This is a genomic window from Methanomassiliicoccales archaeon (assembly GCA_013415695.1).
Classification (GTDB): Archaea; Thermoplasmatota; Thermoplasmata; order Methanomassiliicoccales; family JAAEEP01; genus JAAEEP01.
The window spans coordinates 1-23,374 of sequence record JAAEEP010000001.1 but is presented as its reverse complement, the minus strand read 5'-3'; the positions used below and the strand labels follow the sequence as shown (position 1 = coordinate 23,374).

28 protein-coding genes are annotated in these 23,374 nt (G+C 50.0%); 13 read left to right on the top strand and 15 right to left on the bottom strand.

The window, feature by feature from the left end:
- Nucleotides 1–85: 85 nt before the first annotated feature.
- The 3 genes from GKC03_00140 to thrC all read left to right on the top strand — a co-directional run bounded on the left by GKC03_00140 (nucleotide 86) and on the right by thrC (nucleotide 2,320).
- The gene (locus GKC03_00140) at nucleotides 86–598 is read left to right on the top strand and encodes a C_GCAxxG_C_C family protein (GenBank protein NYT10944.1); all 513 of its coding nucleotides are present in this window, start codon (nucleotides 86–88) and stop codon (nucleotides 596–598) included.
- A gap of 69 nt (nucleotides 599–667) precedes the next feature.
- Nucleotides 668–1,033 (top strand): VOC family protein, encoded by a 366-nt coding sequence (locus GKC03_00135; GenBank protein ID NYT10943.1) that lies wholly within the window; start codon nucleotides 668–670, stop codon nucleotides 1,031–1,033.
- Between the two features lie 216 nt (nucleotides 1,034–1,249).
- On the top strand, nucleotides 1,250–2,320 hold the full coding sequence (thrC, locus tag GKC03_00130) for a threonine synthase (GenBank protein NYT10942.1): 1,071 nt from the start codon (nucleotides 1,250–1,252) through the stop codon (nucleotides 2,318–2,320).
- A 16-nt stretch (nucleotides 2,321–2,336) separates the two neighbouring features.
- Here thrC and GKC03_00125 read toward each other — a convergent pair whose 3' ends face one another.
- Genes GKC03_00125 through GKC03_00115 form a run of 3 tightly spaced genes read right to left on the bottom strand, consistent with a single transcriptional unit; the run spans nucleotide 2,337 to nucleotide 4,624 of the window.
- The gene (locus GKC03_00125; protein NYT10941.1) at nucleotides 2,337–2,690 is read right to left on the bottom strand and encodes a hypothetical protein; all 354 of its coding nucleotides are present in this window, start codon (nucleotides 2,688–2,690) and stop codon (nucleotides 2,337–2,339) included.
- A gap of 58 nt (nucleotides 2,691–2,748) precedes the next feature.
- Nucleotides 2,749–4,188: an MATE family efflux transporter gene (locus tag GKC03_00120; GenBank protein NYT10940.1), complete on the bottom strand. Its 1,440-nt coding sequence runs from the start codon at nucleotides 4,186–4,188 to the stop codon at nucleotides 2,749–2,751.
- A gap of 7 nt (nucleotides 4,189–4,195) precedes the next feature.
- Nucleotides 4,196–4,624 carry a MarR family transcriptional regulator gene (locus GKC03_00115; protein NYT10939.1) on the bottom strand — a complete coding sequence of 143 codons (429 nt, stop codon included), beginning with the start codon at nucleotides 4,622–4,624 and terminating at the stop codon, nucleotides 4,196–4,198.
- A gap of 271 nt (nucleotides 4,625–4,895) precedes the next feature.
- Between GKC03_00115 and GKC03_00110 the strand changes: the two genes are divergently transcribed.
- Complete coding sequence (locus GKC03_00110) at nucleotides 4,896–5,231, top strand: cupin domain-containing protein (protein ID NYT10938.1); 336 nt, start codon at nucleotides 4,896–4,898, stop codon at nucleotides 5,229–5,231.
- 134 nt (nucleotides 5,232–5,365) lie between these two features.
- Entirely contained in the window at nucleotides 5,366–5,800 is a 435-nt protein-coding gene (locus GKC03_00105; GenBank protein NYT10937.1) for a PaaI family thioesterase, read from the top strand.
- A gap of 74 nt (nucleotides 5,801–5,874) precedes the next feature.
- Here the strand turns inward: GKC03_00105 and GKC03_00100 are convergent, their stop codons facing one another.
- Nucleotides 5,875–6,234 carry a hypothetical protein gene (locus GKC03_00100; GenBank protein ID NYT10936.1) on the bottom strand — a complete coding sequence of 120 codons (360 nt, stop codon included), beginning with the start codon at nucleotides 6,232–6,234 and terminating at the stop codon, nucleotides 5,875–5,877.
- A gap of 171 nt (nucleotides 6,235–6,405) precedes the next feature.
- Complete coding sequence (locus GKC03_00095; GenBank protein ID NYT10935.1) at nucleotides 6,406–6,732, bottom strand: cupin domain-containing protein; 327 nt, start codon at nucleotides 6,730–6,732, stop codon at nucleotides 6,406–6,408.
- Nucleotides 6,733–7,046: 314 nt separating this feature from the next.
- Here GKC03_00095 and GKC03_00090 point away from each other — a divergent pair, with 314 nt between their 5' ends.
- From GKC03_00090 to GKC03_00070, 5 genes are all read left to right on the top strand, one after another.
- Nucleotides 7,047–7,766: a hypothetical protein gene (locus tag GKC03_00090; GenBank protein ID NYT10934.1), complete on the top strand. Its 720-nt coding sequence runs from the start codon at nucleotides 7,047–7,049 to the stop codon at nucleotides 7,764–7,766.
- Between the two features lie 74 nt (nucleotides 7,767–7,840).
- Nucleotides 7,841–9,211, top strand: a complete 1,371-nt coding sequence (locus GKC03_00085; GenBank protein ID NYT10933.1) for an MBL fold metallo-hydrolase — start codon at nucleotides 7,841–7,843, stop codon at nucleotides 9,209–9,211.
- 412 nt (nucleotides 9,212–9,623) lie between these two features.
- A complete protein-coding gene (locus GKC03_00080; protein ID NYT10932.1) occupies nucleotides 9,624–10,625 on the top strand; it encodes a hypothetical protein in 1,002 nt (333 codons plus the stop codon).
- Between the two features lie 10 nt (nucleotides 10,626–10,635).
- Complete coding sequence (locus GKC03_00075; GenBank protein NYT10931.1) at nucleotides 10,636–11,085, top strand: hypothetical protein; 450 nt, start codon at nucleotides 10,636–10,638, stop codon at nucleotides 11,083–11,085.
- A gap of 131 nt (nucleotides 11,086–11,216) precedes the next feature.
- Nucleotides 11,217–12,587 (top strand): radical SAM protein, encoded by a 1,371-nt coding sequence (locus GKC03_00070; GenBank protein ID NYT10930.1) that lies wholly within the window; start codon nucleotides 11,217–11,219, stop codon nucleotides 12,585–12,587.
- On the opposite strand, the gene GKC03_00065 is transcribed toward GKC03_00070, so the two are convergent.
- Together GKC03_00065 and GKC03_00060 are read right to left on the bottom strand one after the other, a co-directional pair.
- Nucleotides 12,579–12,917: a hypothetical protein gene (locus tag GKC03_00065; GenBank protein ID NYT10929.1), complete on the bottom strand. Its 339-nt coding sequence runs from the start codon at nucleotides 12,915–12,917 to the stop codon at nucleotides 12,579–12,581. The genes GKC03_00070 and GKC03_00065 overlap by 9 nt on opposite strands.
- 49 nt (nucleotides 12,918–12,966) lie before the next feature.
- Nucleotides 12,967–13,737 carry a DUF169 domain-containing protein gene (locus tag GKC03_00060; protein ID NYT10928.1) on the bottom strand — a complete coding sequence of 257 codons (771 nt, stop codon included), beginning with the start codon at nucleotides 13,735–13,737 and terminating at the stop codon, nucleotides 12,967–12,969.
- A gap of 174 nt (nucleotides 13,738–13,911) precedes the next feature.
- Here GKC03_00060 and GKC03_00055 point away from each other — a divergent pair, with 174 nt between their 5' ends.
- Nucleotides 13,912–15,360, top strand: a complete 1,449-nt coding sequence (locus GKC03_00055) for a phenylacetate--CoA ligase (protein ID NYT10927.1) — start codon at nucleotides 13,912–13,914, stop codon at nucleotides 15,358–15,360.
- Between the two features lie 63 nt (nucleotides 15,361–15,423).
- The gene (gene pdxT, locus GKC03_00050; GenBank protein NYT10926.1) at nucleotides 15,424–16,014 is read left to right on the top strand and encodes a pyridoxal 5'-phosphate synthase glutaminase subunit PdxT; all 591 of its coding nucleotides are present in this window, start codon (nucleotides 15,424–15,426) and stop codon (nucleotides 16,012–16,014) included.
- Nucleotides 16,015–16,039: 25 nt separating this feature from the next.
- Here pdxT and GKC03_00045 read toward each other — a convergent pair whose 3' ends face one another.
- Nucleotides 16,040–16,774 carry a geranylgeranylglyceryl/heptaprenylglyceryl phosphate synthase gene (locus GKC03_00045; GenBank protein NYT10925.1) on the bottom strand — a complete coding sequence of 245 codons (735 nt, stop codon included), beginning with the start codon at nucleotides 16,772–16,774 and terminating at the stop codon, nucleotides 16,040–16,042.
- Nucleotides 16,771–17,610, bottom strand: a complete 840-nt coding sequence (ubiA, locus tag GKC03_00040; GenBank protein NYT10924.1) for a UbiA family prenyltransferase — start codon at nucleotides 17,608–17,610, stop codon at nucleotides 16,771–16,773. Before ubiA ends, GKC03_00045 begins: the two co-directional genes overlap by 4 nt.
- Nucleotides 17,611–17,706: 96 nt before the next feature.
- Here ubiA and GKC03_00035 point away from each other — a divergent pair, with 96 nt between their 5' ends.
- Complete coding sequence (locus GKC03_00035) at nucleotides 17,707–19,149, top strand: site-2 protease family protein (protein NYT10923.1); 1,443 nt, start codon at nucleotides 17,707–17,709, stop codon at nucleotides 19,147–19,149.
- On the opposite strand, the gene GKC03_00030 is transcribed toward GKC03_00035, so the two are convergent.
- The 6 genes from GKC03_00030 to GKC03_00005 form a co-directional block, all read right to left on the bottom strand.
- A complete protein-coding gene (locus GKC03_00030) occupies nucleotides 19,130–19,936 on the bottom strand; it encodes a methyltransferase domain-containing protein (protein NYT10922.1) in 807 nt (268 codons plus the stop codon). The genes GKC03_00035 and GKC03_00030 overlap by 20 nt on opposite strands.
- A 218-nt stretch (nucleotides 19,937–20,154) precedes the next feature.
- Entirely contained in the window at nucleotides 20,155–21,096 is a 942-nt protein-coding gene (gene radA, locus GKC03_00025) for a DNA repair and recombination protein RadA (GenBank protein NYT10921.1), read from the bottom strand.
- Between the two features lie 189 nt (nucleotides 21,097–21,285).
- Nucleotides 21,286–22,197 (bottom strand): site-specific integrase, encoded by a 912-nt coding sequence (locus GKC03_00020; GenBank protein ID NYT10920.1) that lies wholly within the window; start codon nucleotides 22,195–22,197, stop codon nucleotides 21,286–21,288.
- 66 nt (nucleotides 22,198–22,263) lie between these two features.
- A complete protein-coding gene (locus tag GKC03_00015) occupies nucleotides 22,264–22,689 on the bottom strand; it encodes a hypothetical protein (GenBank protein NYT10919.1) in 426 nt (141 codons plus the stop codon).
- Nucleotides 22,686–23,210 (bottom strand): hypothetical protein, encoded by a 525-nt coding sequence (locus GKC03_00010; GenBank protein ID NYT10918.1) that lies wholly within the window; start codon nucleotides 23,208–23,210, stop codon nucleotides 22,686–22,688. Before GKC03_00010 ends, GKC03_00015 begins: the two co-directional genes overlap by 4 nt.
- On the bottom strand, nucleotides 23,207–23,365 hold the full coding sequence (locus GKC03_00005) for a hypothetical protein (protein ID NYT10917.1): 159 nt from the start codon (nucleotides 23,363–23,365) through the stop codon (nucleotides 23,207–23,209). The genes GKC03_00010 and GKC03_00005 overlap by 4 nt, the downstream gene beginning before the upstream one ends.
- Between the last annotated feature and the right edge of the window lie 9 nt (nucleotides 23,366–23,374).

The window sequence follows — 23,374 nt, the reverse complement described above, 5'->3', positions numbered from 1 at the left end:
TTCCGCTCGATTATCACATCTCATAAATCAGGAAATCTCGCAGGGTCGATAGGTTTTTCTTTCTGTTTCGCACTCAAGGCCACTGATGGAAAAGGACGAGATCTTGGACAGAGTTTACCGGCTCGCTTTCGAATATGAGAAGGAATGTAGAGGGTGCGCACAGAGTACTCTGGCGGCTCTTCAAGATGTCTTTGACATCAAGGATGACGCTACCTTTCGATCTGCTAGTGGGCTTTCTGGTGGGATTGGTCTCACCACCTGGGGTACTTGCGGGGCTCTTACCGGATGCTCAATGGCCATTGGGATGCTCTTTGGTAGGGAAAGGTGTGATTTCAAGGACAAAGGGAGAAAGAGGATGGTCGCTTACCGCCTCTGCAAGCAGCTTGCTGAAAGGTTCGTTGAAGAATATGGGTCAGTGGTCTGCTGGGAGATTCAAAGAGCTCACCTTGGTAAGAATTATGACCTTTGGGACAGAGAGGTCTACTGTGATTTTGACGATATCGCCTATAAGAAGGAAAAATGCCCAGTCCTCGTGGGAAGAGCAGCCGTCTGGACTGCGGAAATAATCATCGAGAATATTGATCAAGAAGATAAGTGAAGTTCAATTCTCAGACCGTGATAATCCTTATTACCCCTGGTCTTGAATTGAAGAATTGGAGGGTTCGAGATGGCAAGAGTCAATCATTTCGACATGAGTGCTGAGGATCCTGATCGCGCCATAAAGTTCTACCAGAAGGTATTCGGATGGAGCTTCGTTAAGTGGGAGGGACCCATGGATTATTGGATGTTCTCCACGGGAGAAGGAGAATCAGGAATTGATGGTGGCCTTTCCAGAAAGAGTGAAATGTTTCCCCCTATCTACTTGACCATTGAGGTGCCTGGAATAGATGACTTCATTGAGAGAGTGGAGGCCAATGGGGGAAAGATACTGCGGGCAAAGATGGCCATCCCCGGGGTCGGATGGTTAGCAATGTTTCAGGACCCCGAAGGCAACGTGTTCGGCCTTATGGAGAACGACGAGAGCGCTAGATGAGGTTCGCCATCGGAGAAGGTCATCCGAATATGTAGAGTGAACAATCATCCCTTGATTCTATTGGGGTCCAATGACAACCCATCATACATTCAGCTAGGCGGTCACAATCTGCAGCGAAATTAGAAAGCCGCTTCGAGAGTTGAGGTCGCACAGTCAAAATAATGAAAGGCTGAATCAATACTCTCTTGTCATTAGGACAAATCGGGAGATGATTTCATGTTCTACTGTCCCAGGTGCGAAGAGGTCTTCAGGGATTTCCGTTATAAATGCGAAAAGTGCGACAGTGTGGTTCTAGTGGATTACGAGGACAGGAGCTGGGAACCCGAGGGTAACGGAGTCTGGAGATATCAGTCCATGATTCCCGTGAAGCGTTCAGTATCGATGGGCGAGGGGAATACCCCAATGGTCCGGAGAAGGGATGTTCGGGAATCAATCTACATGAAGCTAGAGGGAGACAACCCCACTGGTTCATTCAAGGACCGGGGAACGACCGTGGTTCTCTCTGACGCAGTGAAACACGGATTCAGCAGCGTCACGGTGGCGTCAACAGGCAACATGGGGGCAAGCGTCGCCGCCTACAGCGCCTACGCAAATCTGGAGGCCAAGATATTCATCCCTGATGATGTTCCAAACGAGAAGATACTCCAGATGAAGGCGTACAACGCGAACCTTATCAGAATCCCGGGTGATTTCTCGGATATAGTCAATCGTTCCATCGAGGAAACGGAGAATGGAGCTTATCTTGCCTCCACTGGTCTCAACCCCTACTTCATCGAGGGGCTCAAGACCACAGGGTTCGAGATATTCGAGCAGGTGGGAGTACCCAATTGGATCGTGGTTCCAACTGGTACCGGGGGACATCTCACAGCGATTTTCAAGGCGTTCAGGGAGCTCAAAGAACTGGGCGTCATTGGAAATCTCCCTAGGATGGTGGCCGTGCAGGCTCGTACCTGCTCGCCCATTGTGGACGCATGGAAGAATGAATCAGAAATCGTGCCAGCGGAGAACCCGGAAACGATTGCATCAGCCATCCAGGTCAAGGTTCCTTTCAACGGCTACACTGCTCTAGATTCTATCAGGGCCTCAAAGGGAAGAGGCGTCGTGGTTAATGATCATGAGATCCTCCAGGCCATGAAGGATCTGGGTAAGGAGGGTGTTTTTGCCGAGCCATCATCGGCCGCCGCGCTCGCCGCGCTTCCAAAAATCAATCTGAGAGCTGATGACAGAGTGGTGTTAGTGATAACGGGATCGGGGCTAAAGGACCCTGAGGCAATTAGTCTGGAGTAGTCACGATGGAAGCGCATCATGGTTTGATGTACGCCCAACCTTCTATCTGTTTACGGACAATCTCCACTATGCCAGACCCGACGATGTCTACCTGATCGATTAGATCATCCTTGGACATCCCCCTGCCAGCTAACGAGTTCGCGCAGACCTTGAATGTGACTCCAAGCTTTCTCAATTTCTCAACCCGTTGGGCGATGGCTGGTTCTCTTGCGAATGCCTTGACCCCGTTTCCATTTGCCACCAGGATCACCTCTACATTGGTTCTCCCGAGATCATCAATGAGATTCTCTATGTTAGACAGGGTCATATTGACTTTCCCGATATCATCCTCGTTCAGATGAAAAATGGCCTGATACCTGATCGTGATCATCCTCCCCACTATCGAATCCTAGATAGATAGGGTTTGCCCGACGTTCCCCCTTCATACATTAGTCAGATATCTCTGCCGTTTCAAGAGCTCGAGCTTTGCCACCATCCCTGATAAGGTGGTTGTAGTAATGGCGGACCCAGGTGAACACCACGATCGAGCCGATGGTGTTACCTAGAGCAATGCCAAGCCATATGCCCGTCAGTCCCAATCCAAGGACATTCGCCAGAATGAATGCCAGCAGGAGCGTTAGAATTAGAGTGCGAAGCACGGTAGCGATCAGTGATGAAGTGCCTTTACCTACTCCTTGGAACACCGATGATGAGAGCATCCCCAACGCTACCGTTGGGTTTGAAATTGCCAATATCTGGATGAATAATATTAGGTCCGGTGCCAGATGAGCAGCGCTCTCAGAATGGGTGAAGACGGCGGCTATCTGAGCTGCGAAGAGGAACATGATCGCTCCCGTACACACCTCGATTAGAAGGCCCAGCTTGGTGGCGAAAATATGGGTCGTCCTGATCTTCTCGAAAGTCTTGGCCCCGAAGGCCGCCCCACTGATGGGAGTGACCGCGGAGGCGATACCTATCAGTGGGACCACCGCGACTGAGAATATGCGCCATCCAGTTGAGTAGATGGCCACACCATCAGTTGTGGCTATAGTAAGTATGATTATGTTCATGATGAAGCTGGTCACGGACATTGAAAGTTGCTGTACCGATGCCGGAAGCCCCACTCTTAGAATATCCCTGACCACCAAGCCCTTGAACCTGAAGCCTTTGAATCTGAAAGAAACGAATGTGGATCTCTCCATCATCAGCCAGTAGAAAAGCAGCAATGAGGCGATTCCGAACGATATCACCGATGCCCAGGCCGCACCTGCCACTCCCATGTCAAGACCATAAATGAATATGGGGTCTAGGACGATGTTCAATACAGAACCTAGGACCATGGCGTACATGGGACGCTTTGCGTCTCCCTCGCTTCTAAGAATGGCCATGGCCACGATGCTGAAGAATATTATTATGCTCCCACCGAACAATATCTTGGAGTATTCGGTAGCCATTCCTGCCGTTCTTCCAGCGCCAATAGCGATGTAGATATCATCAGAGAATATCAACATGAGAATCGTGAATGCGACCGCCATTATCAGCATCATCAAGATTGTATGGGTCGCGGTGGAATCCGCCCCCTTCTTGTCCCCCGCACCTATTCGCCGTGAGATTGCCGATCCGCCTCCCACTCCCAGACCATTGGCCAGTCCCATAGCCATGAAGTATATGGGGAATACAAAACCGATTGCGGCTAGAGCATCGGCTCCCAAACCTGCTACCCAGATGGCGTCGGCCAAGTTGTATGCGGTCTGGACCAACATGGCAATGATCATTGGAATCGAAAGCTTGATGACTGCCTTTTTTGGATCTCCAAGAAGGGTCTCTATACCTTTGGTGTTATTCCCTTTATCAGCCTTGCCGTTGCGCCGATCGACCACTATCCCCATCCCTCTTTCACTTGAGCATCAATGCATTCTCGTTCATTCTTCTGAGGAAACCAGTAAGAAGTTCAATATCCTCTGATGTGAAGTCCTTGAGCAACTGTCTTTCTAAATCCAATTGCATTTGTATAAGCTCTGGTGCAATTGAGCGGCCCTTCGTCGTAAGGAAGATCTTGTAACCCCTCCTGTCCTCAGGGTCCTTCTCCCTAACCACGTAACCATTTTCTATGAGTGGCCTAATGGATCTTGTTATGGTGGTCTTGTCCAATTTAGAGATCACCGAAAGCCTGCTCTGACTGATTCCATCTGTGTGTAGGAGGGCCATCATGAAACCAAACTGGCCGCTACCTATTCCTAAGCGATGCAGTTCCCTGTCCTGGTAGCTTTTAGAATATCTATAGATTCTTGAGAAATACTTACCTAACAGCTCGATATCTTGCACTCGTACACCGACCCAGGGTTTGAATAGTTGTATATACAACTAGTATATAAACGTTGCATATACAACCATCTTCAGTGTTCCCACTCATCGAAACCAAGTATTATATCCCAAGGTCCTGCATTTTACCAAAGGGTAGTAGAAGACACCATTGGGGGACTGAGACTCTCAACCGGGCTCCCATCTGTCCCTGCTGATTTCCCAGATCATGACCTAAGGTACTGGTCATCTTTATTGCAAGGAGTGGCAAGGTCAATTCAATGAGGAATGCAACATGGCGAATGAGGAAAAGGAGAAGATGAAGGGGAATGCGATGGTTCTCGAGGAATTGGTCGAGTACCAGAAAGCATCTGTTGTGAGTCGAACCCTCATAGACAAGAAGGTGGGAACTGTGACTGCTTTTGCCTTCGACGAGGGCCAAGGGTTGAGCGAGCATACCGCCCCATACGATGCTCTGGTAGAGATCCTGGATGGTGAGGTCGAGATCACAATCTCAGGTAATCCCATGAGGCTTGAGAAAGGTGAAATGGTTATCATGCCAGCGAATGAGCCCCATGCTCTCAAGGCTATTTCCAAATTCAAGATGTTGCTGACCATGATCCGCGAGTGATGGAATGGGATCATTCCAGAAGTGAATCCATATCTTTTAATTAAATCGCTATTCTTAGGAGGCCATTTAGATTTAAATCGACCCTCTTTCGAGAAAATCCTTTATATTATCCGATTAATGAGAGCTAGCTCAGCTTGGTGAAGATGATGTCAGCAGTCAGGGATTTTTCAGAGGACCCCGATAAAAGACTCCACGCCATGTTAAACTGCCAGTTCATGAAGAAGATGGACATGGAGGTGATTTCAATTGACGACAATGAGGTCCGCATAGCGATGGATACCGAGAGTAACAGGAATGCCCTGGGCAGCGCTCATGGTGGGGCATTGTTCTCACTGGCAGATCAGGCATTTGCCCTTGCAGCTAACAGGACGGGAGAACCCGAAGTAGCGATATCGGCGAGCATCAATTATATGAAACCTGCCAGAGGTCGCCTGGAGGCAGTTGCTAGAAGGATCGAGGAGAACAATACAACCTCAGTCTACCAGGTGATCGTGTACGATGAAAACAAGGTAGTTGCCATCTTCCAGGGTGTAGGGTACAAGTTGAAGAGGAAGACTCCAATGGATTAGTTATAAAATGGTGTTTTGAATAGTAAAAAGATGTCCGTTAACCACTCCAGTGACGGATTAGGAGAATGAACTAATCAGTATATCAGGACATGTTTGGCGTCTTGAATTTCTCTGACCATGGCTCCCGGGCTGGTTACCGTGACCCCATCAATAAGCTCCTCGGTCATTATGTTCCTCTTCTTCAGAGATGGTCCTGATGCCAGTATTCTGCCTCCGCTGGTTATGTAAGAGGTCATCAGCGCATCCACAGGTGGGAATTCCGGTTCTTCGATCGTGGAGGCAAAGCCTCTCTTGGCCAAAGAAACTGCATTTGATTGCAGAATTACGACTGGATGCAGACCCGCTGAACTGGCGTTGACCGCCATCATCAGAGGATGAATGCATTGCTCAGGGTCGTCAGCAGCATGATTGATTATTATGACCATCTTTTCCAAGTATATCCCCCACGCTATATGTGGATCTGACCAAACTATTTGCGAATCTCCATTATTCAAGTATCTTACTAGATAATAATGATTGTCAAGGATTGGTTTCAACTCTCATGAGGCTCCTACCCACATACAATTCTCCTGATGATGGCCTTGATCGTATGGACCTGAAACAGACTACCTGTCCCTATATTCATCACGCGGTGGAGAGAACACATCGATATTCACGCAGTTCTCTATTGCCATGGTGCCGTGTTCCATATTGGAAGGTACGAAGTACCCGTCTCCAGGACCCAAGTCAGCCTCCTCATTTCCTATCCTCACATGGAGCTTTCCGCTAGCTATGTATCCCGTCTGTTCATGAGGGTGAGTGTGCAAGGGGAATGCCGCTCCTTTGGGGAGAAAGAATTCGATGATCTGGACGCGCTCCCCACATGAGAGCATCTTTCTTTTCACCCCGGCCACAGGTTCTGCCTCTTCAGCTTCCTTGTACCAGAAGAACATGATATCCCAATATGGATCCTAACGAAAATAAACCCTTCTAAAACCCGTATTGGAGGGTCAATGAAGAATAATTTCAGCCTAGATAATATTCTTTGAATAGGAAAATGTCAAGAATCGTCTTTTTCTTCAGAGCTTTCGGTCATCCAGAATAGATATTTTCTTAGAAATGTTACTATGATTACTGAGAAAATCCGGGCGTTAAATATTTGTCCCATTAGCTCTCAAATAAGGTCCATATAGTAATACAAGGTGATAGAACGGAATTGGATTATGAAGATCGCAAATACAAGAAGTTGAGGAACTTCAACGGCGTTATGGGAGTGATCCATGCGATACAAGGAGTGTTGATGCTCGCTCTGAGCAACGATTTCTCCTTGCCCATCCAGACGAATTTTCTCAAATTTGACGAACTCACGGGGGCAACCCCGGTAACTGAGACAATCGTCAATATTCCAGTTGGGCCGGCCATAGCGTTGTTTCTGTTCATCACTGCTTTCGCTCACCTGTCCGTGGCGACCTATGGATACAAGTGGTACGTTCGCAAGGTCAGCAGTGGGATCAACCCAGCAAGATGGTACGAGTATGCTTTCACTTCATCTCTGATGATAGTGATACTGGCCATGTTAACTGGGATATTCGATATTGCCGCCCTTCTTGCCATTGCAGCAGCTAATGCCAGCATGAACCTCTTTGGTCTACTGATGGAACTCCATAATCAGACCACAGAGAAGACGGATTGGACATCGTTCTACTTTGGAACTTTTGCAGGAGCAATTCCCTGGATCATTGTGATCATGTATTTCATCGGAGCGATATCAGTCAACCTGGACACTATACCCACCTTCGTTTATGTCCTTATCATCGTCCTGCTCATCTTCTGGTGCACTTTCCCTCTCAATATGATACTCCAATACAAGAAGGTCGGAAAGTGGAAAGACTATCTATACGGTGAACGAGGGTACATCATACTCAGCCTGGTCTCAAAATCAGCATTAGCATGGATAATCTGGGGAGGGACGCTCCAGGGTTCTTGACCCCAGGGAGTCTTGAGATACGCGAAAACTTATTATTCATTTTTCTCACATTTTTTATCAGCTGAGGGTTACCCTTGATATTCGAAAAGATAAAATCCAACGGATTAGCGCACTTATCATATTTCATCGGCTCAAAAGGAGAAGCAGCGGTCATTGATCCAAGAAGGGATTGCGATGCATACCTCAAGATCTCCGAGAAGGAAGAGATGAGAATTAGGTATATCTTCGAGACCCATAGGAACGAGGATTATGTATCTGGATCGTTAGAACTGGCGAGCAAGTGTGGTGCCCGGATACTGCACGGAGACAAACTCAATTTCAAATTTGGTGAACCAATCTCCGATGGTCAGGAATTCAAACTAGGGGCATTGAGAATGGAAGCCATCCATACTCCCGGCCACACGCTTGAACACATGTCTTATCTTGTGAAGGACCCCCGGATTAATGACCAATCCTTGATTCTATTCTCGGGGGATGCATTATTCGTTGGTGATACTGGGAGGACAGACTTCTACGGAAAGGAAAACGATGAGAAGATGGCCTCACTTCTATATGAATCAGTATTTGACCGCCTGCTGCCTCTGGGGGATGGGGTGATACTGGCGCCCGCCCATGGAGCAGGTTCAGTCTGTGGTGGCAACATCAGTGCCAGGGAGATAAGCACACTGGGTATTGAGAAAGCTACAAACCCCATTCTACAGATGGACCGCAGATCCTTCGTTGAAATGAAGATGAACGAGAGGCACGAATACCCCAAATACTTCAGAATGATGGAGAAGATGAACATCGAGGGCCCTTCACTGGTAAGCGTTCTCCCTGATCTAGTTCCACTCTCCCCTGTCGAGTTCCTTGAACAGATGAACAAAGGTGCGATTGTCATAGACACCAGGTCCCCGCCCAGCTTCTCAGGTGTCTATATCAAAGGATCTTATAGTATGTGGAGGGAAGGTATTCCCTCATTCGCTGGATGTATACTCCCCTATGATCGAAAATTGCTACTCGTGCTTGAAGAAAGGACCGATCTGGAAAGAGTGATCGATTATTTTAGAAGGATGGGGTTCGACAATATCGAGGGATACCTAAGAGAAGGAATCGAGAACTGGGTAGAAGGTGCTTTCCCCACGGAGCATCTCGGACTGCTGACCGTCAGTGAGTTGAAATTTAAACTCGAAAGAGAGGAAGATATCAAGGTCCTCGATGTGCGATCGGAAGAGGATTTCACCGGGGGCCATGTGCCAGGCGCCATCAATCTGTACTGTGGACATTTGAATGATAGATCTGATGAGCTACCTTTGGATCATCCAATAGCAATCATCTGCAGTGTAGGATATAGGAGCACTCTCGCTGCCAGTATTCTGAAGATGAGTGGCTGCGTCGACGTCTATGTAGTCCTTGGAGGAACAAAGGCCTGGGAGGCTGCCGGTTACCCCATATCAGAGGATTGACCACTTATTCAAAACTCATTTTCACTTTTTTTCATACTCATCTAACATTTGTTAATGTTAAGGATGTTAAACATATGTTAACACTACTGAAAATAACCCATATTTACTATAGTTAACAGGGATATGCTATACATTTATAATTGACATTTTTTAGTTATTTTGTTCAATGAATTAAAAATATATGCAATTATTTTTCATTATAAAGTTAATTATTGTTACAATATGAAACAATGTTGCGAATTGCTAATAATAAAATTAATATACATTTAACGACAGTAAGGCATGGGGATAAATAATGGGCTATCCGGACTTGTTTCCAGGAATGGATATGGCCTGGCACGCCAAGGCCAACAAGCAATTCGCAAGTCCCTTTGTCGACAGTCCTTACGATAGGATATCGGTCGACTCGATCATCCTTGCGCACGCTGCCGTGTCAATGGGATACACGATAAGGGACTTCTACGAAAAGCCAACGCTAGGAATCCACTGTGTCCAGTATGCCTCGCAGATGTACGACCTACTCCCCGTTACTCACTGGTTCTTCTCATTACCGTGGGTTACCGAGCTAGGTCTTACTCTTGAGTACAAGGACACTCTGCCGCCCATTTCGACAGGACCCATCATCAAAGACCCTTCCGAGATTGACAAGCTCGAGGTTCCTGACATAAATGATCTGAAGAACGGATGGACCCTTCCGATGTTCTTCGAGATATACGATTATGTTCAGAAGAACTTGCCGTTAACCCTTGTCCCAATCTCATATGGGTTCGACATGGTGGGAGCGCCTGGCGAACTGTGTGGTGTGGAGAACTTTATCATGTGGACCTTCACCGAGCCCGAAGCGGCCGAGAAACTGGTCAAGATCTATGCCGACACGTCGGTGAATGGCGCAATAGCCATGGCCGAGAGGTATGGGTTTGCCATGTTGACCGTAGGATCGGTGCTAGCAAACAACGACATCTTTGATGATGAGTCCGTGAGGAAGTACTCCGCTAAGACAATGAGGTACTACGTGGACAAGTCGTTCAGGGGAGGCGCGGGTCCGCAGTTGTTCTATCACTTCTGCGGTAACCACGAGACCGATTACAAGGTCTTCCCTGATGAGCTGGTCTGGTCTCCCTTTACCGTGGTTCATATCGGCTACAAGGGTAAGGATGTTTTCCCATCCGACCTGCTGATGGACACATTCGGGACAAGGGCGACGGTCATGGGGTCGGTTGACACCAAATTGATGATCAACCCGAACCCAAGGGCGGTATACGATCAATCAGTGGCACAACTGCTAAAGGGGCGTGACAGCCCGAATGGATACATACTCGGCAATTCTTGCGAGTGTCCGCCATATACAATACCGGGGTGCATGCATGCGATGGTTCAGGCGGCGAGGGACCACGGAACCTACGGGACCTGGTGAGGTGAAAAAGATGGACGTAGCAATATCTCCTGAAGTGAAGGAAGTCCTCGGTCAAAGGGGCATCAAGGAGGCTGAAATAGCAGAGGTAATCACCTCGGCAGAGGCTTCCAATGACAAGCTCGTCAACAGCGCTGGCATTAACGTGGCCAGAAAGAAGATCGGGGAGTCTACGATCTACGCCGTCTACACCGTCTCCAATGGGGCCGCTGCTCTTCAGGCTGCCTATGGTACCCGATTGGACATGGGTAAAATCGTCAACACCATGGATGAATCTGAATTCAAGTGCGCCAAGTGCAAAGAGACTGCTTGGAACGGGCACTGTGAGATGTTCTACATGGGCGTTCGTAGGGTTGGACCAGCGCTGATATGCAAAGAATGTAAGGATGTCTTTATTGAAGAGTACCTTGCCACCAACACCTTGGCGGTTGTCGAGGCTCTATTCGAGAAGAAGAGGGCGTAAACACACTTGGCCGCTCAGCGGCCATTTCTCCAATTTTTTCATTGCGTCATCATACATCGTTACTAACTATGGTTCATGCGAAACATTGAATTACATCTACACGATTGTTTGGGAAAATCCGGGTGGGTTCAATGAGTGAGATCATCGGAGAGACTAAGAGCCTCTGTCCAGAGTGCCTGAGAACGATTCCGGCGGAGAAGATAGCGGAAGATGATAAGGTGTATCTGGTCAAGACATGTCCAGACCACGGAACCTTCAAGATCATTATCTGGAGAGGGGTAGAGGAGTACAAGGATCTTTATCGATATGAGGGAACCCCCTCGAAGCCAATGAGCATATCGGTGGATGCAGAGGGCGATTGTCCCCAGATATGTGGTCTCTGTCGAATGCACAAACAGCACACCTGCTTGGTTGTTCTGGAGGTTACAAACACTTGTAACCTCAACTGCCCGATCTGCTTCGCCCGCTCCAATGAGGGATACCGTTATCATCCAACCTTGGATGAGATAAGGGGCATGTGTCAGACAATCGTTGACCGAGTGAATCATCCCATATGCATCCAGATAAGTGGAGGAGAGCCTACCATTAGGAATGATTTGCCTGAGATTGTCCGAATGGCAAAGGACATGGGGATCGATCACATCGAGGTCAACACCAACGGGGTGAGGATTGGAAATGATATCGATTTCCTGAAAGAGATAAAGGACGCGGGAGTAGACGCCCTTTACTTTTCGTTCGATGGATTAGACCCCGAGATTTACCAGAAGACTTGCGGCGAAGACCTTCTGGACATCAAGATAAAAGCCCTCGACAACTGCGCTAAGGTGGATATGGGAGTGACCCTGGTGACAGTGGTCTCACCCGAATTCAATCTCGACAAGGTTGGAGAAGTCATCGAATTCGCAAAAGGAAGGATACCAACCATTAAGGGAGTGCATTTCCAACCCATCAGCTACTTTGGGCGTTATCCCCACCCACCAAGGGACGAGGACTATGTCCTGATACCCGAGTTGGTAGAGGAAATCGAGAAGCAGACTGGAGGGGAGATCAGGAAAGAGAACTTCATCCCAACTTCATGTGCCAACGTTCACTGTGACTCAAAGTCTCTCTCATTCCAGATGGAAGACGGATCCCTATTCCCGATGACAAGTAAAGCTCTAGGCCCGCCAACATCAACTGACAAGATCGCCCGAAAGACAAGGGAGGAGATGTCCGATCTCTGGAGGTTCGTGGACGAGGTAATCGGCGGGGGAGACGAGGGTGGTCCCGACTCCTGGGGGAGCTTCCTGAAGAGGGCTAAGACTCATTATCTCACTATCTCAATGATGCATTTCCAGGATGTCTGGAACGTGGAAACGGAGAGGCTTCAGAGGTGCTGTATACACACCGTGACGCCTGATGGCAGGCTCATCCCATTCTGCTTGTTCAACATAAATTCTAGGAATGGGAACACCCTATACCGCCACGAGATATTTCAGAAATATGCTAAGAAATCATCGTGAGGGCTTCTGCCCCACGCTGTCATGGTAGTTCTTGATGACGGTGTTCATGTAATTAGCGAGCACCTTCTCCTTATCCTTGGAGTCAACCCATAAGGATGACAGAGGGAACTCGTAATCGCAGTGAGGGCAGCGGGCGAACTTGCAGCTTGTGGTGGCAAACTTACAACCCTTGCAGGCGATTGCTCTTGACTGGAAAAGGCTAAATTCCCTTCCACATCGGGGGCACTCGAGCCTCTTTGTCGTCTTGAGGAGTTTGTTCGAAACGCCAACCTGTTTCATGTGGGGTGTCAATACCATTGCCCTACCTTCCTGCCATTCGTTGAGAAGCACCAACCTATTTATATCCTTGCGTAGACCGCACATTCCGTCTCGAAAGGAGCTAGAAATCAAACTCCATGGTCTCCATATCTGGCCTCAGTATTACTGACCAATTGAGAAACGGCTTGAATGGATATGATCCTAACATTTTGGTGCCAAGTAAGCCTATCTTCAATTGATCTACTATCTGAGGAGAGATGGTCAAGACGAGCTCCTGTTCCTGCAGGACGCCGTAGGCTCTGTCTCCTATGCAAGGGATATCAACACAGAATTCTGATCCATTGAGGACCTTCGCAATGGAGGTGCAAAGTGAAACCTGCCCAGTAATCTTCTGCTCTATCGCCTTCCCGGTCTCGTAGAGATAGGCCACAATGAAACGAAGTGCCTGTGCCGGTGTGATATACATCACTATGGCATCAGGATCGACTGGCATGAGATCCAATGGAGCCATGAGCATGCTTCCGTATTTCTTGCCCTCATCGCCCATCATGCCTATGGATCGATGAAGCTCCTGAGCAGCCTGCATGGTATCGGCATAAGGGAGGTATAGTAGGCCATCCTTCAGCCTTTCTGGTGTATCGATGAGTGCAAGGCAGGCACCTCCCCAGACACATTTTATAGCTCTGGATGAAGCGGCAACTATGCCATCCTCCCTATAATATCTGGCTCTGGCTGCCATCTGGCAGGGGGCAGTCTTTTGGAGCAGTTTGATATTGGGAAAATCATGCAGGGATTTCGCATCGGGGAGCATCTTTATTCCAACGGGCCATGCTGCCATCCTCACCGCGTCCCTCAACATGTTGGAGACCTCCTTCCAATCCGTTTCTGCCATGATCCTCCGAATTCGAAACCGTGGGAAATAATCTTCGCAATAGGAACCTTCCTCTTGCGATGCATATTGAACTCTAGTCTGTTTAAATGGGTAAGGTGCTTAAATCCTAGAATTCTTCCGAGTTTAATCGATTCTCAATAAAGCATAAAGGGCAGATTAGCGTTCGGAAAAGAGTTGCAACCTATCAAGAAGCTCAAGATTGCGGTAGCGAGGAGAAAACTCGATTCCCGCAAGATCGGCGAATCAGAGAACCCACTTGAAGCCTGGATACATCAGCAGGTTATCAAGGAGTTCAATTCCTCCTCTGAGTTCCGCAATGTTCTGGGCAAGAAGAAGCTGGACAAAGTTACCCGGGATGATTTGGAGCAGTACCAGCTCTACAGGTTGAGAAAGCAATTGGAGTATGTGAGGGAGAACAGTCTTCACTATGGTCGTACGCTCAAGGAGGCCGCCATCGATCCCCAGGAGATCAGGACCTTCGAGGACCTGAAGAAGATACCAATGACGGAGCCCAAGGATCTTGCCGAACAGCCATTTTACTTTCTATGCATACCCCAGGGGAAGGTAGCCAGGCCTTTCACAACGACAGGGACCACCGGCCAGAGGAAGAGAATTTTCTTCTCCAGGGACGATCTGCTGAGGATAATAGATGCCATCTCTGCTGCTCTCAAGACCTTCGGGATGACCGAGAGGGATACTCTCCAGATCATGTTCCCGACCATCGCATCATGGGATCCAGGATACATGCTGGACTCCGCATGTAAGATCGCAGGCTTCAAATCAGTAATAGCAAGCATGGTCGATGTCGACGAGCAAATGAGTACGATGAGGGAGAACGGTACGACCATGCTGATCGGCCTTACTTCCTTCATCTATAGAATTACCATGCTAGCAAAGGATAATCATGACCTTCGTTCCCTGGGTATCAAATCCATCATACTATCGGCAGAGCCTCTACCCGAGGGCATGAGGCGGGAGATCGAACATGCCTGGGGATGCAAGGCGCTGAGCCAGTATGGAATGACTGAGATGGGTTTAGCGAACGCAATTGAATGCGTCGTCCAAGACGGTCTTCACGTGAACGAGGCCGATCTCCTCTTCGAGATTGTGGATCCAGAAACAGGAGATCATTGTGCTCCTCGAGAGGAGGGCGAACTGCTCTTCACCAGCCTCAATGCTCAAGCCACTCCCCTCATACGCTACAGGACCTATGACATCTCCTGTTTCATTCCACCATCATGCGAGTGCGGTTTCGAGACCATCGCCAAGATTGGAAAGGTCCAGGGCAGGAGGGACATGCAGACCAAGATCGGATTCGGGGAGAAGGTATATCCACTGCTCTTCGACGAGGCCATTCTCAGCGTCTCTGGTGTGGTGGGATACCAGACAATAATAGAGAAGGCCGATTTCCGAGACAGGCTGACATTCAGGATTGAGTTCTTGGGTGACCTAGAGGAAGGAAAGCGTTCGATTGAGGAGGCCATCTTGGCCTTGGATGAGATCCAATCTGGATTGGAGAATGATCTCCTTGAAGCGCCTGTGGTGGAGATGATCGAGCCTGGTAGCGAGGAGTATGTGCCCAAATCACAGCTGATCGTGGACAAGCGCGAAATCTACGATTGACAGTTATCCTTTCCTCCATATCATCGAAAAGTTCTTCATGGCGTTCACTTTTGCAGTTGTCCAATGAAGGCAGGAGTCATCTCCGTCCAGGGAGCTTTCCCGGAGCATGTCGATGCTTTAAACCGAGCCTTCAGCGCTCTCGGTTTGGTAGGCGAAGCCATAACCGTTCGAAAGAGAGAGGACCTGAATGGTGTGGAATGCATCGTCCTCCCTGGGGGAGAGAGCACAACAATATCTAAGTTGCTTAAGCGCTTTGAACTCTTCCACGAACTGGTGGAGATGGGTGAATCCGGTGTGCCAATAATGGGCACATGTGCTGGGTGCGTCCTTCTCTCGAGGAAAGGAGATGAACTGGTGGAAAAGACCGGTACACAGCTTCTTGGCCTGATGGATATGTCGATCACAAGGAACGCCTTCGGTCGGCAGAGAGAGTCGTTCGAGGCCATGCTGGAGGTTAAGGGGCTGAACAGCCCCTTCCCAGCTGTCTTCATAAGGGCTCCAGCAATCGAGAGTGTATGGGGTTGCTGTGAACCATATTCTTTCTACAACGGAAAAATTGTCATGTCCCGGCAAGAAAATCTTCTAGCGCTATCTTTTCATCCTGAACTCTGTGCGGACACCAGGATCCACGAGATGCTGGTGAAGATGATATGAGTCATCGAACAAATGTGGATTGTTCTCAGGTCTTCACAGCTTTCACTATCTTCTCCAAGGACTTCCTGAACTCCCCGTTCTCCACGACTGTTCCTGTGACAACAATATTCGCACCAGCCTTCTTCACCGCAGAAGCGGTGGTGTGATGCCGTATTCCTCCGCCGACCACCAAGGGGATTGACAATTGAGCCTTCAATGCAGCAATCATCTCCAATGGGACTGGCTCCGGAGCTCCGCTTCCCGCCTCCAGATAGACCAGGTCCATTCCCAGGTATTGCGTCGCAAGCCCATAGGCGACCGCTGACTCGATATCATTCCTTTGAATGAGCTCTGCATCTCCAACTTCACCCACTTTCATGCCTGGTTCTATGATCAGGTAACCCATGGAGATCGGTTCCAGTCCAAGTTTCTTGACAATTGGTGCGCCGACCACCTGCTCCCTTATCACGTTCCTGACATTGCGACTGTTGAGTATGCTCATGAAGTAAATCGCATCTGCGTAAGGTGAGATAGCGTGTGCTCCCGAAGGGAAGTAAATGACAGGTATGGAGACTTTTTTCTTGATGGCCAAAATGGTCTTGTCCAGGTTTTCTTGAGTCACACCAGTGGATCCCCCAACCATGATGGCATCGGTTCCCACGTCCTCAGCAATTCTAGCGATTTCTCCTGATCTCTCTGGTGGCTGGCTTGCGGGGTCAATGAGCGTCATATGCAGAGCACCCTTGGCCATCCTGTCCATGATGTATTCCTTGACTCTCATGCGAATCCCTCGCTTAAGATCACGTGTAGCTTACCGATGAGGAATGCAATTAGGGCGACAAGCATTCCATACTTAGCCCACATTTGCCCCTTGGTTGGGTTCTGGAAATGAACTATGGAGCAGTATATAAAGATTGCATCTGCCATTACAACTATTGTGAGATATCCAGTGCTCAGATATCCCGAGATAAAAGGTTCGAAGCTGAGGGCAACCGCCAATAGGAAAGCCAGGCTGCCCAATGCCCCTGCCCACTTCTTGCCGATCCGCTTGGGTAGGGTCCGTCTGTCGAAATCCGCTTCCACATCCTCAATGTCTTTGACGATCTCCCTTCCCAGCGTGGCTAGAAAGGCCATTGAGGCGAATATCACGGTCTTTTCAGGGCTTCCGACGACCGATCCTCCTAACAAGAAGAGGGCGCCAGTCAGCCACGATATTGATAGATTCCCCGCAAGACCCGCCCGCTTACTCCAAGTTTCGTACAGGATCATGACCCCAATGGCTGATGACACAATCAATATGGACATCCAGTCCAGCGGAAGAGAGAATATGAACGATATCGTGAACATGATAGCGGAAATCGTCAGCGCGGTTCGGGGAGAGATCCGGCCAGAGGGAATCGGGCGATCGGGATGCGCTTTCTTGTCAACCTCTCTATCCGTATAGTCGTTTAGAGAGTTTCCTCCAACTATAAATGTGAAAACCACTACCGATGCCAGTACCAGTTCCGTAGCGTGATCAACGAACTGGGGCCCCTCAGCTATGAAGGCCCCAAGAATGAGTCCTACGACCCCTATGATGCAATTTCCGATGCGGAATAGCTGGACGTATGGATTCACACCCGCAGATTCACATGTTCCCTATTACATTTTACGCATGGAAGACCAGAATTTATTCATAATCATTAAGAATACAGACGGTCAATAGGGGCGTGCATGGCCCAGCCCGGTGATATACAGGAGATCGAGGTGATCAAGAGCGTCGTTGGGAAGTACTTCCCCATATACGATGTCAAGGTAAGCTTCGATTCTATGACGCTCTACGTATCCCCGGTCTTGGAGACTCTCGACAGCGACTTCGAGAAGATGAGGAAAGAGCTTGGGGTGAAGAAGTACATCCCAGTCCTGAATCGCACTGCGGGGGAGTACGTCATCCAGATAGTAAAGCGCCCGGAATTGCGAACCCGGAGCATATGGGTGAACTGGATAATGTTGATCGCCACGATCGCTTCTACGGTGTTCGCCGGAGCTTTCCTGTGGTCTGATTACCAGCAGGTCGAGCTCTTCGATCCTGGAACCTTTGCGTGGGGAGCCCTGTTCTTCGCATTTCCGCTCCTTGCGATACTAGGGGTCCACGAGTTGGCCCACTACCTCATGTCCAAGCGTCATGGGGTAGATGCATCCCTGCCCTTCTTCATTCCATCAGTCCCACCGCTGGGCACGTTTGGGGCATTCATATCCATGAGGGATCCAATGCCCAATAGGAAAGCTCTTCTGGATATTGGAGTAGCAGGACCGCTTGCCGGTCTAGTAGTGACCATACCCGTGACCATTATCGGCCTCTATCTCACCGCCCAAGGAGATGTCCAAATAGGTGGGGTTGGGGAACTAGGGGCTATTGGACTCTCGGTCCCTCCGCTGTTCGAGGTCTTCACCTATCTTATTCACGTTCCGGACAATGTTGCGCTCCATCCAACCGGTTTCGCTGCCTGGGTCGGCTTCCTGGTGACCGCAATAAATCTGCTACCATCAGGGCAGCTGGATGGAGGACACATCGCCAGGGCACTTCTGGGTGACAACGCCAGGTACTTGAGCTATATTACCATCGGAGCCCTGTTCCTTATGGGCCTTATCTTCCCCGGTTGGCTCTTCTTTGCCATAATCATACTGTTCCTGGGGTTGAGGCATCCCCCGCCTCTGAATGATATCTCCAAAATCGGACCAAAGCGTCAGGTGGTGGGCGCAATAGCACTGGTGATTCTGCTAACATCTTTCGTACCAGTGCCAATGTTCACGATCACCCCAAACTATCAGGTCGATATATCCGTCCAAGGTGCAAACAATACCACTGCTTATCCCGGAGATAGCGTCTATTTCTATATGGGCGTGAATAACACGGGAAACACTAATGTTAATGTCACAATGAGCGTTGTACAGGTTCCCTCAGGTTGGGGTGCGGTGGTCTACCTTAGCAATGGTAGCGCTGAGAATGCAACGAATGCATTGAACTTCAATCTTCCCTATAAAGGCAATACCAATGTGACTTTACGCATTGACGTGGCCATTGACGCTACACCTTCGAATCGCACGCTCATTTTAGAATCCCAGACTAAGGATACATCTAAACAAGAATTCTTCACTATTGAGGTACTCGTTTGAATACGCAGTAATGCCGGGTAAGCGATCTATGTACCCTTTGCATGTGACTCTCCTCTAGTAAGAGTGCGGGAGGATGGTCCACGCAGGCTCTAGGAAGCACCAGCCCCAATCCACCAGATGGTGTCATGGCTTCGGTGAAGGCCCCCATCATCCTGAGGTAAAGATCCTCGATGTCCTCCTTCATGGTCGTTGTCGATCTTCCATAGGGCGGATCAGTTGCTATGAACTTCACCTCCCCAAATATCTCATGGATGTCGCCCACATCCCCTCTCTCCAGTCGTTCGAATTCGGCTCCGAAGTGTTTCATGTTCTCCTGACATCCCCTTACCATATCCTCAGATATGTCGGAACCTATGGCCCGGACCCCTATCAAGGAAGCCTCAATTAGTATCCCGCCAGTGCCACAGAAAGGATCCAGAAGTCTTTCACCCCTTCTTACTCCAGTTAGATTGACCAGAGCCCTAGCAAATTTTGGATGTAGTGAGATTGGGGAGAAGAAAGGGCGCAACCCCACTTTTCTTCTCTCGAACTGGGTTCTGTCTATCACATGATCTTCGATGAAGAAGTGGATTCCATCGGAGATGATCATTCTCACCCCCACATCTGGGTTGATTAGGTCCACCTTCCTTTCCTTCGCTAGCACCGCACCGACCTTTCTTGAGAGTTCAGAGGGACTCAATGATTTCATGTTGCCTTGAAAATTCCTTGCCCTGACAGATATGGAGCCCTCAGGCAATACGAGCTTGGTGGCGAACTCGATAGCCTCTCCAGGCTTGCAGGAGCCCAAATACCTTCCTGCTCGGTGACAAAGTCCCAGACGGTTAGATACATCGAGGAATCGAGCTGAGTCGAATTCAGAGACAACCAGGCCTGGAGCAGTCAATATTTTTCGACTTTTCTTACACTCGGTCCCTATTGTGGCAAGCACCTCAGCTGTAGGCAGTGTAGGATGCTCACCGGACAACTCAAACAAGAAAACGGTCTTTCTCATGGTATCGATCGATCTCAGTCCCTCACGCCATCTTCTAAAACGGTTATCACTGCCTCAGCCTCTGGAAGGTTAGGAGAGTCGATGAGCCTGACTATGCGTTTGCCAGCCTTGCTCTTTCTAAGGTAGAGTCTGAATGTCGCTGTGTGTCCGACCACGTGCCCACCGATGGGTCGAGTTGGATCCCCAAAGAAAGCGTCAGGTTTTGCCGACACCTGATTCGTTACCGCTATCACCGCGTTATTTAGATCTGAGAACCGCAGGAGATCATGCATGTGCTTATTTAGGCTCTGTTGCCTTTCGGCCAATGCACCCCTCCCCACATACTCTGCCCTGAAGTGTGCAGTCAGGGAGTCAACCACCAGGAGGCGGACGTTCTTCTCCTTGGCAAGCTCCGTGGCCTTATCCACAAGCAGCGTTTGGTGATGTGAATTGAAAGCTCTGGCAACATGTATCTTCTGGAGGGTCTCAAGGGGGTCGACGTCCAAGGCTCTAGACATTTGAACTATTCTCTCAGGTCTGAAGGTGTTTTCCGTATCGATTATAATGACCTCACCGTCCAACCCGCCCCTTTCCACAGGTAGGGTGGCGTTAACAGCAAGCTGGAAGCATATCTGGGTCTTTCCGCTGCCAAACTCTCCGAAGAACTCAACGATGGACTGTGTCTCGAATCCCCCTCCCATCAGTTCGTCAAAGGCCTTGGAACCCGAGGTGAGCTTATTGATGCTCTGCCTCCTCTCCATGATCTCCTCACCGGTCTCGAATCCGCCCACATCCGCGGCCCTCTTCGCTGCGGCGATTATTTTGACGGCTGTACTCTCACCAATATCACAGACCTCGGCAAGGGTCTTGGGAGACTCCACGGCAAGTGCCATGAGGTCATCATATCCAGCCTCCTTCAGTTTCTCCGCGGTCGCGGGCCCAACACCGGGCAGATCCTCCAGATTCTCCTCTGCCATTTGTGCACCTTCCATACTAAATCTCCCAAACCCATATAATACATACAGTGGGGAGATGATTGAAACTGTTATGTATCATCTCTCTCACAGTTAGTTTCAAAATGAGATAAGATCAGTTGCTACCTCCAGTTTACAACGCCAATGACTTGATCGTTTTCAGAAATTATGAAAAAGATTTTTCCCAATCCTCTACATCTGGACGGGTCGAGGAGGTGCAAGATTCGCCAACTTTCTCTGCGCCTCGAGCATGTCCGAGATCTGCACTCCGATGTAGGCCTTGAAGGTCTGATCGACCGACTCGTGCCCCATCATCCTCGCGATGGTCTCGAGGGGCGTCCCGATGCGCCAATGACGGTTCCCGAAGGTCTTCCTCTGATCGTGGGACCTGAAGTAGATCCCCGAGGCTTCGGAGATGATGATCACCCTGCTCTGGATGTTCTCCGGCTTCAGGGCGTAGACCCTCCTGGTGATGTGGTTGAAGTCCAAGAAGAGATCCTGGAACTCCATCTGGTAGGCGTCCAGGAGCTGATCCCTGTGCTTCATGTATTCTGTCAGGGGCCTGAATGTCATCTCCGACAGGGTCAGGAGGCGCGGTTTGCCGCCGTTCCTCCCCTTCCCGATGATCATAGAGGATCCGTTCGCGAGGAGCTGCTGGGCGTTCGAGATCTTCAGACGGGACATGTCCACGGACCTCAATCCGTTGTCCACGCCCAGGCTGAAGATGAGCTCGAACTGGGTTCCCAACCCTCTCGCGATCTCCCTGATCATGGCGACCTGATGCTCGGTCAGGAAGACCCCGTCCATCTTGGCCATCTGCTTGGAGAGGATCCTCCATTTCTGGGCTTCGAGGTTCCCGGCCCACCGGAGGAACTTGCGGGCCACATGACAGCGCACCGACTTGGTGTTGTGCGTGCCAGGGATCTCCGACTCTATCCTCCGCATGTCCGTGAGGGTTAGCTGCTTCGGGTTCACCCATCCCACGAGGTCCCCGGCCTGGCTCAGCCAGATGCGGTAACGCCTCCTGGTCTCGGCCCCGATGAATGGCGCCATCTCGTTCAGGTAGCCGCCCATGGCCCTCTGCCACTGATTGTGGTAGGCCATCAGGAGCACCCCCGAATAGGATGTCCGTCGTAGAAGTATCTGTCGTCATTGTGCATCCCATCCCCTCTAGCTGCTAGCCTCCAGAATCGCGATCTTTCTCTTGAGGATCCTGAGCTCCTCCTCCACCTGCTCGAGCCTCTGACGGCTGGTGAGGATGTCCTTTGCGACGATCACGGTGGAGATCATGCCCCACTCGACGGGCTCGGTGAGCTTGTCCTGGAGAAGCTTGACCTGCTGCTCACCCCTGATCGTGGGGAAGTAGGCCTTCCTGCGGCTCTTACCGCCCTTGACATGGGCCATGCGCTCCATGACTAGCCCCATGGACCTGAGCTCCTTGATCATCAGGGCCGCGTGGGCCCTTGACTTCCCGACGGTGCGGGCTATTCCAGTCTGGGTGACATCCTCAGGGACGACGAACTCGTCCCGCTTATGGGAGAACCTTCCGAGGTGTAGGAGGATCCTGTCGCGGACGATGAGCTCCTCGAACCTCATGAGGTGGCCTCCCTGAGATAGGAGACGCTCAGGTCCTGGAGGTCGATGTGCAGGTCAATGCGGCAGCCCAGGTCCTCATGGAGCTCCTTCGCGATCTCCAGGAGGTGTCCGATGCGGACGAGGGAGTGATCTCCGGAGGCCTCGGCGAGAGGACGCTCAAGGACAGGATCCGGTTCCACTTGAAGCGGCGCTTCCTGTGGAGATTCGTCTTGATCATCCTTGAGCTCGGGGCAGGACGCCTTGTGGCGGTTGAGCCCGCGCTCGCTGTCAAAGGAGCGGCCGCAGACGCATTGGTGAAGATCTTCGAGGACTTCCCTACCATGCTTGGTGGCGGAGAAGTACTGATGTCCGTTGCTCTGCGAGATCTCCAGGAGGCCGAGGTCTGCCATGGCCTTGCATCTAGCCTCTACGATAGTAGGGTCATCCTTGAGCTCGAGGGCTATGCGGGAGGCCTCCACGGGACCGATGCCGTTGAAGTCGGTGATCCTCTTCATGATTCGAGCTTGAGAGTCGTTGATCATTTGCCCACCATCCTCTCGAGGGCTTCCTGGCAGACGGGGCAGCCGCATCTTCGGAGCTCGGCCTTGCTTCTTATCTTGAAGCGTACGTTCCTAATGACCTCGTTGACCCGGGACTCGAACTCTTCCGTGGAAGTGGAGAAGAGATAGGGGTTCATCGGGCCTCC